This is a genomic window from Brevibacillus sp. MS2.2, assembly GCF_013284345.1.
Taxonomy (GTDB): domain Bacteria; phylum Bacillota; class Bacilli; order Brevibacillales; family Brevibacillaceae; genus Brevibacillus; species Brevibacillus brevis_C.
This window is the reverse complement of record NZ_JABSUZ010000001.1, coordinates 233,731-250,949: the sequence shown is the minus strand read 5'-3', so window position 1 is coordinate 250,949 and position 17,219 is coordinate 233,731. Positions and strand designations below refer to the sequence as shown.

Sequence of the window (17,219 nt, the reverse complement as noted above, 5' to 3'; positions counted from 1 at the left end):
TTCACATGCAATCAATACGAGAAGTGTGCAAAGCGTCCACGACGTTGAGTGATGACGACATTCGGATTGTGGAGGATCTGGCTTCCAAGCTTCAGATTTTTGCTGATCTGTCTCAAGCGGACATGTTTATCGATTGTCCGACGGTAGATCGGAGCGCTGCGATGGTAGTCGCACAAGCTGCACCGAGTACGGCACGCTCTATGTACAGTGGATCGGTCGTAGGGCATTTGGCGACGGCAATTAATGAGCCGGCCGTTATGTATTGTCTGACTACAGGCAAGCCCGTCATCGGTTCACGCGGGGTTTCACAGGAGCAGGTCGTGATGCGACAAAGTGTCGTACCCATCACGAATGCGGCTGGAAAAACAATCGGGACCTTGATAACGGAACAAGATATATCCAAACAGGTGGAACAGGAAAAGAACGTCGAAATGCTCAAGGAAACAACGGAGCATTTAAGTGAGACGCTCATCCAGTTCGCTGTGCCTGATCTGCCCATTTCGTCGCTGTTGCACGAGGGCATGATTTTGTTTGATCAGAGTGGGGTTATCACGTACGCCAATGGCCGTGCCCACAAGCTTCTCTCCTTGATTGGCTTTGAACGGCCGGAAAAAGGTGAGAGCATCGAACGTATTTTTTCCTGGAGAGTTACCCCGGAGAATTTTGTACGCAACGGGGGTTATATTCAGGAGGAGCTGTCAAAAGGCAAGCATTTTATCATGATGAAAGCGGTTTCGTCCGTCCGCAAGCAAGACATCATTGGGGGATTCATTCTCCTGCGAGACATATCGGACATTCGGGAAAAAGAAAAGCAATTAATGATCAAATCCGCGGTGATCAAAGAGATTCACCACCGGGTCAAAAACAATTTGCAAACCATCTCTAGCCTGCTACGCCTGCAAATGCGACGTTCGCAGTCCAACGAGATTGAAAAGGTATACCGGGAAAGCATCAATCGCATCAACAGCATCGCCATTATTCACGAATACTTGGCACAGGATGGTCTGGAGCAGATTGACTTCAAAGAGATTTTAACCAAAATATCGAAAATTATCGTCTCTTCCATGAGGCGTTCTGAGCAAGCTATACACGTCGTGGTGACGGGTGAATCGGTGTATCTGCCGTCCAACAAAGCAACATCGTTTGCCTTGATTGTCACCGAGCTGATTCAAAATTGCATGATTCATGGTTTTCATGAGCTGCAAGAAGGGAAAATCTCTATTGCACTCGTCGCCAAGGAGGACTTCGTTAGTTTGTCTGTGACAGACGACGGAGTAGGCATCGAGGACATGGAGCAAATCCACAAAAAGGGCCATCTCGGCCTGAAAATTGTCGATACGCTGGTCAGGGAAGACCTCGAAGGCACGATGCATTTCCGCAACACTGGGAACGGAACAGAGGTTACCATACTCTATCCGATCCAAAAGGAGGATGAAGATGACACAGCCGAAGATTATGGTGGTTGATGACGAGCCGATTATTCGCATGGATTTGCGCGAGATGCTCGAAAATGAAGGGTATTTAGTGGTTGCCGAGGCGAAAAACGGAGAAGAGGCAGTCGAACAGGCCCATCGTCACAAGCCCGATCTGATCATCATGGATGTGAAAATGCCTGTCTTGAACGGTATCAAGGCAAGTAGTATCATTCGTTCCTTTTCAGACAGTTCCATTCTTCTTTTAACGGCTTATAGCCAAAAGGAACTCGTCCAGGATGCCAGAAAAGCGGGTGTGACGGCTTACTTGGTGAAGCCGGTGTCGGAGGATGACTTGATTCCCGCAGTAGAAATCGCACTCAGTCAAAAGGAAAAAGTCGTTTCCCTGAAGAAGGATATAAATGATCTGAAGCAAAAGATTGAGGATCGCAAGGCAGTGGAAAAGGCAAAAGGAAAGCTGATGAGTGCCCTATCCTTGGAAGAGGATGCGGCTTACAAATGGATGCAGCAAGTAAGCATGCAACGGCGCATGCCGCTTGTGAAGCTGGCAGAGGAAATTCTGTCGGGCGAGCAGGCCATTTTTACGCAAGGCTAGTACGGACATTATCATAAAAAGCAGTGACAAGTAGATACGAAGAGAGCAAAGGCGCTTGAATCAGACCGGGAGCAAGGAACCGGCTGTTCAAGCGTTTTTTCGTAAGGCCCGTCTGACACGCCAATGGTTCAAGGAGGTTCATATGGACGAACAATGGATCCAAAGCGTCGGGATCGATGTGGGAACAAGCACGACCAAAATGATCGTAAGCCGATTGCGATTGGGTCGCATGTCTAGCACGTTTTCGCTGCCTCGTTATCAGATCGTGGAGCGACAATTGCTGTATGCGAGTGAAGTACATTCCACACCGCTCATCGGGTTTGATGAAATCGACGCTGACGGAATCGGAGCGATTCTTGCAGCCGAGTACGACAAGGCACAGATCAGCTTGTCTCAAATCAAGTCCGGGGCGGTCATCATTACCGGAGAAACAGCGAGCAAAAAGAACGCACAGCATATCGTTCATCTGCTGGCTGAACGCTCCGGGGATTTCGTGGTAGCGACAGCAGGTGCTGACCTCGAAGGCGTGCTGGCGGGTAAGGGTGCGGGTGCGGAAAAACGCTCGCAAGCCATGCAGGGTGTGATCGTCAATGTCGATATTGGCGGAGGAACAGCGAATGCAGCCTACTTCCAGCGTGGCCGAGCGATTGCGACGGTTACATTCCACGTCGGAGGAAGGCTGATCCGTCTCAGTCCGCAGGGTGTCGTTCAATACGTGTCGCCGAACATTCAACAATGGCTTTCGGCAAAAGGACTGCATATTCAAGTCGGACAGGAAATCGGATTCGCGCAGCTCACAGAGGTTGCCGAACAGTTGGGACGCAGCATGCTCGATTATTTGACGGGGAAAGAGCGCCAAGTGTCAGGCTTGCTCGTAGTGGGACCGCATTTGCGCGATGCCATCCCTGTTAGCGAATTGACTGTCTCAGGCGGTGTGGGTCTACTCATGAGCGGACCTCCCGTCCAAAATATTTCGGATGCGAGCCGATACGGTGATTTCGGCCCACTGCTCGGATATGTCCTCCAGCAGGAGCGCGAAAAAGGAACGTATCCGGTACAGTGGCTAGACCCGGATCAAACGGTACGGGCAACGGTAATTGGCGCGGGGATGCAGAGTACGGAGATTAGTGGTTCAACCGTGCATATCAAGCCGGAGCTGTTGCCGATCAAAAATATACCGATTCTCAAGCTGGAGCTTACCGAGGAACAATTGGCAGATGCCACACGACTGCGACAGGAAGTGGCTTCGATCTACCAACTGGGTGAGCGTCTGTTTGAAAAAACGACAGGGATTCCTTTCGCACTCGCGATCTCCGGCATCGGGTACTGCTCATACGCTCTGTTGCAGACACTGTCCCAGGAGCTGTCAGAGCAATACCGGGCAACCTTCCCCGAGAGTCAAACCATGGTCGTGATCTGTGAAACAGATATGGCGAAAGCGCTCGGGCAGGCCTTGGCGCTGCGTTGCAAAGGGGCACCGGAAATCATTTGCATCGATCAGGTGCGTGTGGAATACGGCGATTACATCGATCTCGGTGAGCCGATCTCGGGAACGATTATTCCCGTCGTCGTCAAAACGCTGGCGTTTGATGAAAGGCCGTAACGTAAGAAGGGGTGGACGTGATGAACACGAAAACGACTGTGCTTGGACAGACCTATCAATTTCGCGATTTGAAAGAGGTTTTCGCGAAGGCTAATGAAGATAAATCAGGCGACCAGTTGGCTGGTATCGCCGCTGCTGATTCTCGGGAACGTGTAGCTGCCAAGCAAGTGTTGGCTGATCTGACATTGGCGGATATCCGCAACAATCCGATGGTTCCGGCAGAAGAAGACGAAGTATCGCGTGTGATCGAAGAAGGCATCAACGAAAAGATTTACAGCGAAATCAAAAACTGGAGTGTAGCTGAACTGCGCGAGTACATTTTGAGCCATCAAGCAGGCGACAATGAACTCAAGCGAATCAGCCGCGGCTTGTCCAGTGAGATGATCGCAGCGACTGCCAAGCTCATGAGCAACCTGGACTTGATCACGGCTGCGTCCAAGATCAAAGTTGTGACGCATGCCAACACGGCAATCGGTCATAAAGGTGTATTGGCTTCTCGTGTACAGCCGAACCATCCATCCGATAACGTACAAGGCATCAAAGCGTCTCTGTACGAAGGATTGAGCTACGGTATCGGCGATGCGGTAATCGGGATCAACCCGGTTATCGATACAGCGGACAGCGTGAAGGATATTTTGAACATGACCAAAGACGTGATGACCAAGTTTGATATCCCAACGCAAAACTGCGTATTGGCTCACGTATCTACGCAAATGCGTGCCATCCGAAATGGGGCACCAGCAGACTTGATCTTCCAAAGTTTGGCGGGTAGTGAAAAAGGAAACAAGGCATTTGGTATTGATGTAGCACTGCTGGATGAAGCAGATGAGCTGATGCGTAAAGAAGGCACTTCCTACGGGCCGAACTTCTGGTATTTCGAGACAGGCCAAGGCTCTGAGCTGTCTGCTGAGGCGCATCACGGCATGGACCAGGTAACAATGGAAGCGCGCTGCTACGGACTTGCTCGCAAGTACAATCCGTTTATCGTAAACACGGTAGTTGGCTTCATTGGACCTGAGTATTTGTACGACAGCCGTCAAGTTATCCGTGCTGGACTGGAAGACCATTACATGGGCAAAATGCACGGTTTGCCGATGGGCTGTGACGTATGCTACACGAACCACATGAAGGTCGATCAGAACGATATGGACAATCTCGGGATTTTGCTCTCGTCGGCAGGCGTTAACTTCGTGATCGGCGTAGCCATGGCAGACGATGTCATGCTCAACTATCAATCGACGAGCTTCCATGATATTGCGGCATTCCGTGAAGTGATGGGACTGCGACCTGCTCCTGATTTTGAAAAATGGCTGGAGAAAATGGGCATCATGGAAAACGGAAGGCTGACTGCAAAAGCAGGCGATCCGACAATCTTCATGTAAGATCAGGAGGTGAAAGACGGATGGAACAACAATTAGATTTCTTGGTAGATAAAGTAGTAGCAGAGCTGCAAAAGAAGCTGGGTGAGGTTAGCGAACAAGCTCCGTCACCAAAAGCAGAGACAGGCTTGATCCAACTGAGATCGGAGCCAAAGGCAGAGCCAGTAGCGAATGCGACGACGGCGCAAGCTCCTGTAGTGAACGAGCAGCCTGCTCCATCAGCCGAACCAGAGAGAACCACACATGTACCGAATCCGAAGTACAAGGAAGGCTTGGATGAACTGCTGTCCAGCACGCCAGCGCGCATCGGGGTTTGGCGTACAGGTGTGAGACCTTTGACCAAAACCATGCTCGAATTGCGTCGCGACCATGCTGCGGCTGTGGATGCTGTATACGGTGAAGTCAGTCAAGCGGTGCTCGATCAGTTCTCCTTGTTCACAGTGGAAACACAGTATGACAACACCGAAAACTATTTGAAGCGTCCGGATATGGGGCGTGTCCTCACCGAGGACGGCGTACGCTTGCTGCAAGAGCGCGGCCAAAAGAAGCCGCAGGTACAAATCGTCGTTTCTGACGGCTTGAGTGCTGCTGCGGTGGATGCAAACCTGAAAGACGTACTTCCATCCCTGATGGACTCTCTGAAAAGCTACGGCCTGACCTGCGGCACTCCGTTTTTTATCAAGGGCGGACGCGTAGCCAGCATGGATCACGTCGGTGAGATTTTGGAGCCAGAAGTATTGGTGCTTTTGATCGGAGAACGTCCAGGATTGGTTACGGCACATTCCATGAGTGCGTACATGTGCTACCGTCCACGCAAAGGTATGGTAGAATCAGAGCGTACAGTGATCTCGAATATTCATCGTCAAGGTACATCTCCGGTTGAGGCGGGGGCCCACATCGGGACAATCCTCTCCAAAATGTTGGAGCAAAAAGCAAGTGGTGTAAAACTAGTCTTGTAATAGAACCAATGACGACGAGGAGGATTCTACATGACATTCCGCAGAAAAAAAGTAGCCGTAATCGGTAGTGGTTTTACTGGAGCGACAACTGCGTTCATCATGGCGCAAAAAGAGCTGGCTGACATCGTATTGGTGGATATCCCGCAACTGGAAAACCCAACGAAGGGTAAAGCACTCGACATGATGGAGGCTTCTCCCGTTCTCGGCTTCGATGCTAGCATCACAGGTACTTCCGACTACAAAGACATCGAAGGCTCCGATATCGTAATCATCACAGCAGGTATTGCTCGCAAGCCAGGTATGTCCCGCGACGACTTGGTAGCAACGAATGCAGCTATCATGCGCTCGGTTGCTGAGCAAGTGAAAACATATGCACCAAACTCCATCGTACTCATCCTGTCCAACCCGGTAGATGCGATGACCTATACATTCTACAAAACATCCGGCTTCCCGAAACACCGCGTAATCGGTCAATCCGGCGTACTCGATACAGCTCGCTTCCGTACGTTCGTAGCGATGGAACTGAATGTATCCGTAAATGACGTAACAGGCTTCGTATTGGGCGGTCACGGTGACGACATGGTGCCACTCTTGCGTTACTCCTACGCTGGCGGCATCCCACTCGAAAAATTGATCCCACAAGATCGTCTGGATGCCATCGTCGAGCGTACACGCAAAGGCGGCGGCGAAATCGTAGCTCTCTTGGGCAACGGTTCCGCTTACTATGCACCTGCGGCAGCGCTGGTAGAAATGGCAGAAGCGATTTTGAAAGACCAGAAGCGCATCCTGCCATCCATCGCTTTGCTCCAAGGCGAGTATGGCTACAACGATATCTATCTGGGCGTACCAACTCTCTTGGGTGGAAATGGTATCGAGCAAGTCATCGAGCTGGATCTGACTGCTGCTGAGAAAGCAGCATTGGATAAATCCGCAGATTCCGTTCGTGCGGTTATGAAAGTAGCTATGCCATAAGCACAGTATGAAAATGAAAGCTTCGCCAGATATCTTGGCGGAGCTTTTTTTACAATGTGGATAGAGTAGCTGGCAAAAGGATTTTATCCGCCATACTGAGAATTATAATAGATTAAATATTCGGATATTTAACGGTAAACATTCCAGGAAAGGCAGTGAATGAAATGGCCATACATACGTTTCAACCGCAACTGTATTACAACAATTTCGGCTCTTATGAAGCAGCGCTGGTTATAAACGACGGCGACACGGTTATCACCTCTACCATCGATGCAAGAGGATGGGATCACATGGGAGAAAGTGTTGCCCCCAGAGGAAATCCGATGACGGGTCCCTTCTACGTGGAAGGCGCGCAACCCGGTGATGTGTTGGAGGTTAAGCTGATATCGATGACGCCAAACCGGGACTGGGGATGGACAGCCAATGTGCTTGCGCCTAACGTAGTCGATCCGCTGACAGCTACAACATTGCCCACTCTGGAAATAGTCCGCTGGCAGGTGGATGCTGAGCAGGGTATAGCGCGGTTAGAGAAGCCGACACCCGGTTTAGAATACCTGAACCTGCCGATTCGTCCGTTTCTTGGCTGTTTCGGGGTAGCCCCTTCCCGAGATCAGGTCATATCAACGGCGACAAGCGGCAATTACGGCGGTAATATGGACTACAAAGCGTTAGTTGCCGGTGTCTCTGTCTACTTTCCAGTGTTTGCGGAAGGCGCGCTTTTTCATCTTGGCGATGGACATGCGACACAGGGATGCGGCGAAATTGTCGGCACGGGTATAGAAATATCGTTAGACGTCCGTTTTTCCGTCCGTGTGCATAAGGGCAAGACGATAAAATGGCCTAGGGTGGAGTCCGACACTCACTTGTCTTGCATCGGCAACGCCAGACCGCTCGAACAAGCGCTTCAGCACGCAACTACTGAAATGCTCTCCTTGCTAGTCGAAGACTATGGGCTCTCGGTAAATGAAGCAAGCCTGCTGCTCGGCCAAGTCGTTGAATATGAGGTGGCCAACGTGTTCAATCCCGCTTATAGTGTCGTCTGTAAAATTCCAAAAGCATATTTACCTGTTCGAAAATCTTAGCCCGCTCAATCGATTAAGAGGGGACGGATAGCCCTAGGTGTAATTGTCACGAAGTGCAAACACCTGTGAGACATTGGAGGAATTGTGCGAAGAGTGACGAAATAGATTACAGAAATGTTAAGGATTGTAAAGAAAAATCTTTCAAAAAAATATATTTTATTGTAAAATTAAGGAAAAAGTAGGGGTTGATTCTTTATGGGGGGGCTGCAAGGGACAATGCACTGGTCGCTGCGGTCAGAAATTGAAAGACACCGTAGAGAGTGCGGCTATACCTTGAGTAAATTAGGTGAATTAACGGGCATCAACCATGGGAGTTTGAGCGAGATTCTGAACGGAAATCCACCGCGGGCTATGACCATTGGTCAGTTAGATGCGCTCGCTGCGGTATTTGGTCGCGAGCCGGGTTGGTTGTACGAATTGTATACGGAAGAATGCATATCAGAGGGGAGAATATCGCGCCCTCGGTTGATACCTTATTTGATTCGATGCGCGGAGGTTGGGCGGCAGGATTGCATAGAAGAGGTTGTTCCTAAATTGTTGGACAACCCTAAAAATATTTCGACCCTCTTTTTAGTGGCGGAACAGCTATATGAAAGCGGGAAACAAAAAGAGTCTGTACCTTTTTATCAGGCTGTCGTGGATAGCGAGAAGGATGGACATTCTGACCAATTCGTAATGAGTCAGTATCGATTGTTTCGGGCTGCACTCGGAACCAATTCAGAAGAAAATGGGGAGGCAGTTATTCGGTTTTCCCCTTATCGGAATAGGCTTCCTGAGAACTATCAGTTGGATGCCCTATTTCAGTTAGCGCGGGTTTCTTATGCTTTGCAGAAATGGAAGAAATCAGAACAGTTCGCTGATGAACTACGGTATCTTGCGGAAACGATTTACATACATGAGTTGGACAGATTGAAAAGAGATAAAAAAAGTGAACTGCCTGAGACAGAACGTCCTCTTGTGTATTATTACGCCATGGGACATTTATATAAAGGCGCAACATTGGAAATGCAAGGAATGTATGCACAAGCCAAGTCGTATGTACAAATTTATGCTGATTTAGGATGGTTTGAGCTGCTGGATGAAGTTGGACATCAAGAGGTAGAGCGGTTCCGGATTTGGGCAAAGGCTAACTTATACACATTAGAGGTATTGGCTGGTAATACCAACACCATTGAGGAGTACGCCGATTATCTTGAGAGTCTTCCCCCAAATGAAATACTTCCTGGTTTAATTTCCATTATAAAATCAGCTAATATTTACAATTTTTGTGTGGATGAGATATTAGAGCGCTTCTCAATGCACATCGCCAATTTTAGTCAATATACCGACGCAATTCGTTTGGACAGGCATCTTCGATTTCGGTATCAGGCAGCCATTTATGAATTTGGTAAAGGGCGACTAGAGAAAGGGATTGAAGAAACGATATGCTGTCTTTCTTTAGCCAGTTTGATAAATCGCTTTGAAGATGCTCTTAAATGCATAGCTTTATTTGAAGAGTACCGGCAACATGCATCGCCAATACAAGTGGAACGATATCAAAACGTTGTAACGGGTAGAAAAAAGGAGAACCTACATTCTAAAAAGAATTAGATAGTAATACCTGTAACCTTGTTATATGCTGTTTTTTGGCAGATTTATACAAAACTAAGGAGGTTACATCTATGAAAAGTTTCTTTCTATCACTGATTATGGTTCTAGCTTTATTTACTGGTTTTCCATACACAGAAAAGCCCCATAATATCAGTATAATTATGTACGACCATGGAACAGAGGGCTAAAGAATTGACATCCATGGATAGTCAGTTAAATAGATCGTAACCGAAAAACATCCCTTTGATGGGATGTTTTTTTTCTATTCAATTTTTCTTAATCGGTGAATTTCTGCACATCCCTGTATAGTAATTATATGTAATAAATTGTAAAAGAGAGGGGGCGTTGGATATTACTGCTATCGCAAATATTTTAGATAGGGATGTTTCTTTTCACCCTGGAAACTCCCCCAAAAGAGGAAAAGCAGCAGCCCCTAAAAGTAAGTGTACGATCCGGGGCATGGTAAAGGAAATCGGTTGCCACTTAGAGTTGGATAATAGAATCGAACAGCTACGACGGGAAATGATGGAGTTGGCGGGAAAGTACGGTCTCTCACATGATAAAGTTTTGGCTGTGAGCCAACAATTGGATAAATATATTGTCATTGCACAAAACAGATTGAAAACGGAAAAGTAAGTCCTTCGAACACCTCAAGGCCCCCAAAACCCTCCATTAAACTATTATCTATCTAGGTAATTGCCGACTCTTGACATATTTGAATCAGTTTCGAACTGGATTACGAATTGATAGGAAGGCCAAGTAGTATATATTTAAAAAATAGTAAAATGGAGGACGGGTCCTAGAGATGATTCTTTATGGGGGGCTGCAAGGGACAATGCATCGGTCGCTGCGGTCAGAAATTGAAAAATGCCGGAGAAAGCACGGTTATACATTAAGCAAGCTAAGTGAATTAACAGGCATTAACCCTGGTAGCTTGAGTGAGATTCTTAATGGAAATCCGCCGCGGGCTATGACCATAGGGCAATTAGATGCGTTCACCAAGGTATTTGGACGTGAGCAGGGTTGGTTATATGAATTATACCCGGAAGAATGTTTGTCAGAGCAGAGAATCTCGCGCCCACGATTAATACCGTATTTGGTTCGATGCGTGGAGGTTGGGAGAAAGGATTGCATAGAGACTGTTGTTTCCATATTGTTAGAAAATCCGAAAAACATCTCAATTCTGTTTGCCCTTGCAGAGCAACTATATGAGAAAGGGCAACTGAAAGAGTCAGTGCCCTTTTATGAATATGTCATTGAGAATGAAAAAGATAGCTATTCTGACCACTTTGTAATGAGTCAGTATCGGTTATTTCGTGCTGTACTTGGGACAAATGCAGAAGAAAATTGGGAGAATGTCATTCGGTTTTCTCCTTATCGAAACCGGCTTCCTGAAAACTACCAACTCGACGCCTTATTCCAATTGGCGAAGATCTGTTTCGCTTTGCAAAAGTGGGAAAGATCAGAGCAGTACGCAGACGAATTAAGGCTTCTGGCAGACACTGTTTACAGGCATGAATTGGACAGGATGAAAAGAAACAAAATAGGCGAATCTCTGAAAACGGAACGTCATCTTGTCTATTATTACGGGATGGGACATTTATATAAAAGCGTTACACTGGAAATGCAAGGACTGTATGAAAAGGCGAAGCAGTATGTGCAAGTTTACGCTGATTTAGGATGGTTTGAATTACTTGATGAAGACGGACGTAAAGAGATAGAAAGATTCAAAGTATGGGCAAAGGCGAACTCCTATACATTGGAGGTATTATCTGGGAATGCGAACGTCATAAAAGAGTATGTAGACTACCTTGAAAGTCTGCCCACCAATGAAATACTTGCTGGTATGATTTCTATTATGAAATCAGCAAATACCTACCATTTTTGTGTAGATGGGATACTGGATCGCTTTTCTTCGCAAATTGCTAGTTTCGATCAATTTACAGAAGCAATAGGCTTAGATCGACACCTCCAGTTTCGGTATCAGACAGCCATTTATGAGTTTGGTAAGGGGCGGATTGAGAGAGGGATTGAAGAAAGTATATATTACCTTTCCCTAGCAGATTTGATGAATCGACATGACGAAGCTCTTACATACATAGCATTGTTTGGATGGTTAGGGAATTTGAATAAGCGAATAGGTAACCAAAACGAGTTAGGTGACTAGTATCTAGTCAAAGTTTCTTGTAAATATATTGTAGAAGGTTTTAGCTGTAAGCCAACAATTCTGAGTCAAAGTTCCGAGCTGGATGACGAATTGATAGGAAGGAAAAGTAGTGAATTTTAGGAAAATAACCAAAACTGTAAAAAAAGGAAAATAACGAAAGTATGATCCTTTATGGGAGGCTGCAAGAGACAATGCATCGGTCACTGCGGTCAGAAATTGAAAAATGCCGGAGAAAGCATGGCTACACATTAAGCAAGCTGGGTGAATTAACAGGCATTAACCCCGGGAGCTTGAGTGAGATACTAAATGGAAATCCACCGCGTGCCATTACCATTGGTCAGTTGGACGTACTAGCTAATATATTTGGCCACGATCCAGGTTGGTTATATGAACTGTATACGGAAGAATGTTTATCAGAGCAGAGAATTTCGCGCCCACGGTTAATACCGTATTTGGCTCGATGCGTGGAGATTGGGAGAAAGGATTGCATAGAGGCTGCTGTGTCCATATTACTGGAGAATCCAAAAAATATCTCAATTCTGTTTACCCTTGCAGAGCAGCTATATGAGAAAGGGCAACTGAAGGAATCGGTGCCCTTTTATGAATATGTAATTGAGAATGAGAAAGATAGCTTTTCTGACCACTTTGTGATGAGTCAGTATCGGTTATTTCGTGCTGTAATTGGGACAAATGCGGAAGAAAACTGGGAGAGTGTGATTAGGTTTTCTTTGTATAGAAATCGGCTTCCAGAAAACTATCAACTCGATGCCTTATTCCAATTAGCACGGGTTTGTTTTGCTTTGCAAAAGTGGAACAAATCAGGGGAGTACAGTGACGAATTACTGCTTCTCGCAGAAAATGTTTACAAACATGAATTGGACAGGGTGAAAAGAAACAAAAAAGGAGAACCCCTGAAATCAGAGCGCCATCTTGTCTATTATTACGGAATAGGTCATTTATTTAAAGGCTCTGCACTGGAAATGCAAGGACTGTATGAAGAGGCGAAGAAGTATGTGCAAGTTTACGCTGATTTAGGATGGTTTGAATTACTTGATGAAGACGGACGTAAAGAGGTAGAAAGATTCAAGGTATGGGCAAAGGCGAACTCCTACACATTGGAGGTGTTGTCTGGCAATACTAGCATCATTGAAGAGTATGCAGACTATCTCGATAGTCTTCCCACCAATGAAGTTCTTGCTGGTTTAAATGCTATTATGAAATCCGCTAACACCTACCATTTTTGCGTGGATGAGATTTTAGAGCGTTTTGCCTCCCAAATTGCTAGTTTCGATCAATTTACAGAAGCAATTGGATTGGATCGACATCTTCGGTTTCGATATCAGATGGCTATTTATGAGTTCGGTAAGGGAAGGATAGAGAGAGGAATTGAAGAAACGATATATTGCCTTTCTCTAGCGGATTTGATGAATCGACACGACGAAACCCTTACTTACATAGCATTGTTTGGATGGTTAGGGAATATAAATAAGCGAATAGGTAACCAAAATGAGTTAGGTGGCTAGCATCCTGTTAGGTCATTGTGAATATGCCGTAGATTGATGAAACATCCTCTGCCAGGATGTTTTTTTTATTCTATTTTTTGCAGTTGGTAAAAACCTGCATATCAATTTATGGTTAATTATGTAATAAATCTCAAAATGAAGGAGGGTGGAGATGAAGATAATCTATGAAGCAATAGGAATCTAAGAACATCTCTAAAAAGAGGAGCCACGGGTGCCACTAAAACCAAGTGAATAATCCGGTGGTAAAGGAAGTAGGGTGAGACTTATAGCAGCAATTGCATTTAAAAAGGGCGTTCCACCCCTTCGACAGGTAAAAGGAACGCCCGCAGGAGGAGCAGTTAAAGCTCCTATAAGTAAATGTATCACGTTACCTCTAGATCGAGAAGGAGTAACCTATCACTCTATTGAGCATTTGAAAAACATTGTGGAACAATTGCGAGAACAATTGGTGCAAATGTATTTAGAGAAGAATGATTTCTTGGATGATGAAGTCGTGGAATTTAGCCAGCAATTGGATCAGTACATTCTGGTTGTTCAATTAAAAATGATGCAAGATAATGAATTAATTTCTACAGATTTAGATCAGTAGCGCAAAAGTGTAGAAACATGAAAAGAGGAGTGGGCAAGGCTATGAAGAAATTCAAAAGAGTATTAGTGCCTTTTGTCGTTTTCTCATTGTTAGTTGCTCCTGAGTCAGTCTCGACGCCAGCATCTGCTGAAAGTAAAGAGAAAGTCGTTGAAAGTACAAAGGAAATTACCGAGACAGAAGAAGTCGTTGATTTCGAAAACCTTCCCATACAACTGGCGGAGGGGGTAACACTAGAGGAATTAGCGGAGGCCATCAATGAACCACGCATCCTTGAAAGCAAAAACGTAACAATTATAGAGAGCAGCACAGCGGATGAAGTCATCGGAGAGCGTCAAAAGGTGTTCAGCCCCAATGCATCACCAGTTGCAAAAGAAGACGATTCTAAATTTGACTTCGGTGCCTTCACTTATGAAGAAGCTGCCGAGGCCGATGGAGCTAACGAGGTTGATGAATCTGACATGAGTGAGGTTAGGGCTGCTAATCCGATGAGTGTGTTTCCTAGACCTGTTGGAGTGTTCTTTGACCACATTATGACAGCCGACTGGGCAGGGGGTGATATATACTCGAATATTAAAGTATCCGCCGTGATCGGTAGCGTGTCCTCTGTATCGGCTACTCACTCTATCACTCGCTCAGTAACAAAGGACGGGAAATATCGAGTAGAAAGAACGAATAAACCATATTGGAGACCCCCTTACGTCAGTCTATCACAGGATAGGGTGCGAGCGAATGCAGAGACTTACTGGTGGTCAGGTACTTTTACCGGCACTGTTACATTCCAGAGTGGTAGTTCCGCACCTATCGACACATTGAAGGAAGTAAAAAGTATCCTGACTAACAATTTAGGAGAAATATATCCGGATTACGTCGATCCACAGTCCAACATTGAATTGATCAAACCACCCGCTGACTTGGTATCCCAGACAAGGGGGAGGGACTCGGGTTATAGAACGAGATTCGAGAAACATTACAATAGTCACTACGGCACACCACAGTATTTCTCATGGAATGAAGTTGAAATCCATCACATGATCCCATTAGAATACTGGGGAACAAACGATGTGGACAACTTAATCCCGCTTCTCAAAGATAAGTATAATAATAATTACATCATGTATCACAGTGAAGTAACCGACTGGTGGAGAAATTACCGGAAATAAACATAAAAATGGACTGTCATTCAGGTGGCAGTCCATTACTTTCATTGGAGGATGTGAGCTGAGTGAGTAATCCTTTTGACAGCATTTTAGACAGGATCAGGGGAAGAAGAGAAACAATAAACGGAGACTTGCATATTACGAGTGAAGAACATGAGTTCATTTTTTGCAAATCAAACGACTCTATCACTAATATAGAGGAACAGCTAAAAACGTTTGATTTGCCAGGTGATTACGTCAGTTTTTTAGGTCAATTTGACAGCGCCGTCTTATTCCAGCATATAGAGTATGGCGGGGGCTACGATATATTGAGTCCTCAACATGTCATTAAATACTGGAAATCGTATAGCATTGACCATCCTTATTATCCGATCGCATGGAGTAGCCACTCTACAGGCTGCATATGCGTGGATCAAGACAGAATCCACAGCGGAAACGGTTATCTTACATGGGTTGGATCAATAATTCCAGATGATACTATCGATATTGACCTAACCTTCACAGAGTGGCTGGATAAGCTCATCGAACATGAGGGAAAGGAATTCTGGATTCCAGCTTACGAAGAATGAAATGCACGCGAGAAATTTGAATAGCGAAGAAGATAAAAGTGATCTTTATTTTCAACAAGAAAATTATTCAGGCTAGAATATTGCTCAACTTAGAAATGAAGTTGAACACCTCATTGCTTCTCTCCCAATTAGCACCCTAAAGTCTATCTCAACAACAAGATCATTACGAAGTGGACAGGAAGAAGGAAGAGATGATAATTGATATTACAATGGAAATCGGGGGTTTAGGTGCTCCCTATAATTACATGGGGAGGTTTCAATGCAATACTATTCATTCCTCGTCTTTGTGCTTTTCCTTCACATCACGAAAGTGTATAACTTCATCGAGAGCAGACTCAGCCCGCTCGATTTCGCCATAGTCGTTGGTATGGGAGTATTTTGGCTATTACTTAAATGTTGTGAATACTTATCGGGCGTATTGAAAGGTATGTATAAAATTCAAAATTAAAGTATGGCAATTGTATGTGGTCGCATTGATTTTGTACTTTTTATTTTAGCTCCTTATGCACCATACTTTGATCAAACGAAAGTGTGAACAAATTCCCCACACTCGAAAGTATCTTCTAAATAGTATTTTTCTGCCTGATTAACTCCTTCGTCTTGGGCATCAGGTCAGCGGGCGGCTTGATCAATTCTATGTGTGACTGCGGATTCGACGAAATCGGCATTTATTTCGCCTAACTCGTTAGTTAGTCAGGATATTTTTTACTTCCTTCAATGTGTCGATAGGTGCGGAACTACTACTCTAGAATTTAACAGGGTTGGTACCTGACGAACTGTAAAGTCGCTGCATTCGCGGGCCTAGTATAACGGACTAATGGAGAAATCACCGGAAATAAACATAAAAATGGACTTTCATTCAGGTGGCAGTCCATTACTTTTATTGGAGGATGTGAGTTGCCTGAGTAATTCTTTTGACCGCATTTTAAACAAGATCAAGGGAAGAAGAGAACAATTGAACGGGGATTTGCATATTATCGGTGGAGAGTTTGAGTTTGTTTTTCAAATGTCCACTGACTCTGACGCTGAGATAAAGAAGCTAAAGTCGTTTGAGCTACCAGAGGATTATGTGACCTACTTATGTCAGTACAGCAGAGCCGTATTATTTCGAGATTTTGAATTTGGCAGCAGTCTGTTCACAATATTAGACCCTCACAATGTTATTGAATACTGGAAAGGATACAGCATCGATCACCCTTACTATCCTATCGCATGGAGCAGTCACTCTTTAGGCTGTATATGCGTAGATCAAGACCGACTAGACAGCGGAAACGGCTACCTCACATGGATCGAATCGATGGACCCTGATAATCCCATCGACATTGACCTGACATTTACAGAATGGTTGGATAAGCTCATCGAGCATGAGGGGAAGGAATTCTGGATTCCACCTTACGAAGAATAGGAACAAACCCGAGAAATCGTGTATGTTTTTATGAAGAATGTCCCAATGTTTTCCGTAGAATGCGAACCTCGATAGGATGATTATAATCGTTTTGTTTCAACGACCATCACTTAATTAAAGGATCGCTGCCGTTTTTTAACAGCTTGCATCAATCGGAAAGCAAGCGAGCCACATGCCCATCAAGCTAAGAACCACC

General features: G+C 45.4%; 15 protein-coding genes. All 15 read left to right on the top strand.

What is annotated here, in order from left to right; all coding sequences use genetic code 11:
- Nucleotides 1–5 precede the first annotated feature (5 nt).
- The 15 genes from HP568_RS01070 (at nucleotide 6) to HP568_RS01000 (ending at nucleotide 17,023) form a co-directional block, all read left to right on the top strand.
- On the top strand, nucleotides 6–1,466 hold the full coding sequence (locus HP568_RS01070; RefSeq protein WP_048035221.1) for a sensor histidine kinase: 1,461 nt from the start codon (nucleotides 6–8) through the stop codon (nucleotides 1,464–1,466).
- The gene (locus HP568_RS01065) at nucleotides 1,432–2,028 is read left to right on the top strand and encodes an ANTAR domain-containing response regulator (protein WP_429780242.1); all 597 of its coding nucleotides are present in this window, start codon (nucleotides 1,432–1,434) and stop codon (nucleotides 2,026–2,028) included. The genes HP568_RS01070 and HP568_RS01065 overlap by 35 nt, the downstream gene beginning before the upstream one ends.
- A gap of 142 nt (nucleotides 2,029–2,170) precedes the next feature.
- Nucleotides 2,171–3,631, top strand: a complete 1,461-nt coding sequence (locus HP568_RS01060) for an ethanolamine ammonia-lyase reactivating factor EutA (protein ID WP_173628078.1) — start codon at nucleotides 2,171–2,173, stop codon at nucleotides 3,629–3,631.
- 20 nt (nucleotides 3,632–3,651) lie between these two features.
- A complete protein-coding gene (locus HP568_RS01055) occupies nucleotides 3,652–5,013 on the top strand; it encodes an ethanolamine ammonia-lyase subunit EutB (protein WP_048035219.1) in 1,362 nt (453 codons plus the stop codon).
- A 20-nt stretch (nucleotides 5,014–5,033) separates the two neighbouring features.
- On the top strand, nucleotides 5,034–5,969 hold the full coding sequence (eutC, locus tag HP568_RS01050; protein ID WP_048035218.1) for an ethanolamine ammonia-lyase subunit EutC: 936 nt from the start codon (nucleotides 5,034–5,036) through the stop codon (nucleotides 5,967–5,969).
- 30 nt (nucleotides 5,970–5,999) lie between these two features.
- Entirely contained in the window at nucleotides 6,000–6,941 is a 942-nt protein-coding gene (mdh, locus tag HP568_RS01045; RefSeq protein ID WP_015893779.1) for a malate dehydrogenase, read from the top strand.
- 164 nt (nucleotides 6,942–7,105) lie between these two features.
- Nucleotides 7,106–8,023: an acetamidase/formamidase family protein gene (locus tag HP568_RS01040; RefSeq protein WP_173628130.1), complete on the top strand. Its 918-nt coding sequence runs from the start codon at nucleotides 7,106–7,108 to the stop codon at nucleotides 8,021–8,023.
- Nucleotides 8,024–8,218: 195 nt separating this feature from the next.
- Entirely contained in the window at nucleotides 8,219–9,613 is a 1,395-nt protein-coding gene (locus HP568_RS01035; protein WP_173628077.1) for a helix-turn-helix domain-containing protein, read from the top strand.
- 459 nt (nucleotides 9,614–10,072) lie between these two features.
- Entirely contained in the window at nucleotides 10,073–10,249 is a 177-nt protein-coding gene (locus tag HP568_RS29590; protein ID WP_254550988.1) for an aspartyl-phosphate phosphatase Spo0E family protein, read from the top strand.
- Between the two features lie 169 nt (nucleotides 10,250–10,418).
- Nucleotides 10,419–11,780 (top strand): helix-turn-helix domain-containing protein, encoded by a 1,362-nt coding sequence (locus HP568_RS01025; protein WP_173628075.1) that lies wholly within the window; start codon nucleotides 10,419–10,421, stop codon nucleotides 11,778–11,780.
- A 191-nt stretch (nucleotides 11,781–11,971) separates the two neighbouring features.
- A complete protein-coding gene (locus tag HP568_RS01020; RefSeq protein ID WP_254550987.1) occupies nucleotides 11,972–13,303 on the top strand; it encodes a helix-turn-helix domain-containing protein in 1,332 nt (443 codons plus the stop codon).
- A gap of 256 nt (nucleotides 13,304–13,559) precedes the next feature.
- A complete protein-coding gene (locus tag HP568_RS30125; RefSeq protein ID WP_173628073.1) occupies nucleotides 13,560–13,892 on the top strand; it encodes an aspartyl-phosphate phosphatase Spo0E family protein in 333 nt (110 codons plus the stop codon).
- Nucleotides 13,893–13,933: 41 nt separating this feature from the next.
- A complete protein-coding gene (locus HP568_RS01010; RefSeq protein WP_173628072.1) occupies nucleotides 13,934–15,052 on the top strand; it encodes an HNH endonuclease in 1,119 nt (372 codons plus the stop codon).
- A 62-nt stretch (nucleotides 15,053–15,114) separates the two neighbouring features.
- Nucleotides 15,115–15,618 carry an SMI1/KNR4 family protein gene (locus tag HP568_RS01005; RefSeq protein ID WP_173628071.1) on the top strand — a complete coding sequence of 168 codons (504 nt, stop codon included), beginning with the start codon at nucleotides 15,115–15,117 and terminating at the stop codon, nucleotides 15,616–15,618.
- Between the two features lie 901 nt (nucleotides 15,619–16,519).
- A complete protein-coding gene (locus tag HP568_RS01000; protein ID WP_172139349.1) occupies nucleotides 16,520–17,023 on the top strand; it encodes an SMI1/KNR4 family protein in 504 nt (167 codons plus the stop codon).
- Nucleotides 17,024–17,219 lie beyond the last annotated feature (196 nt).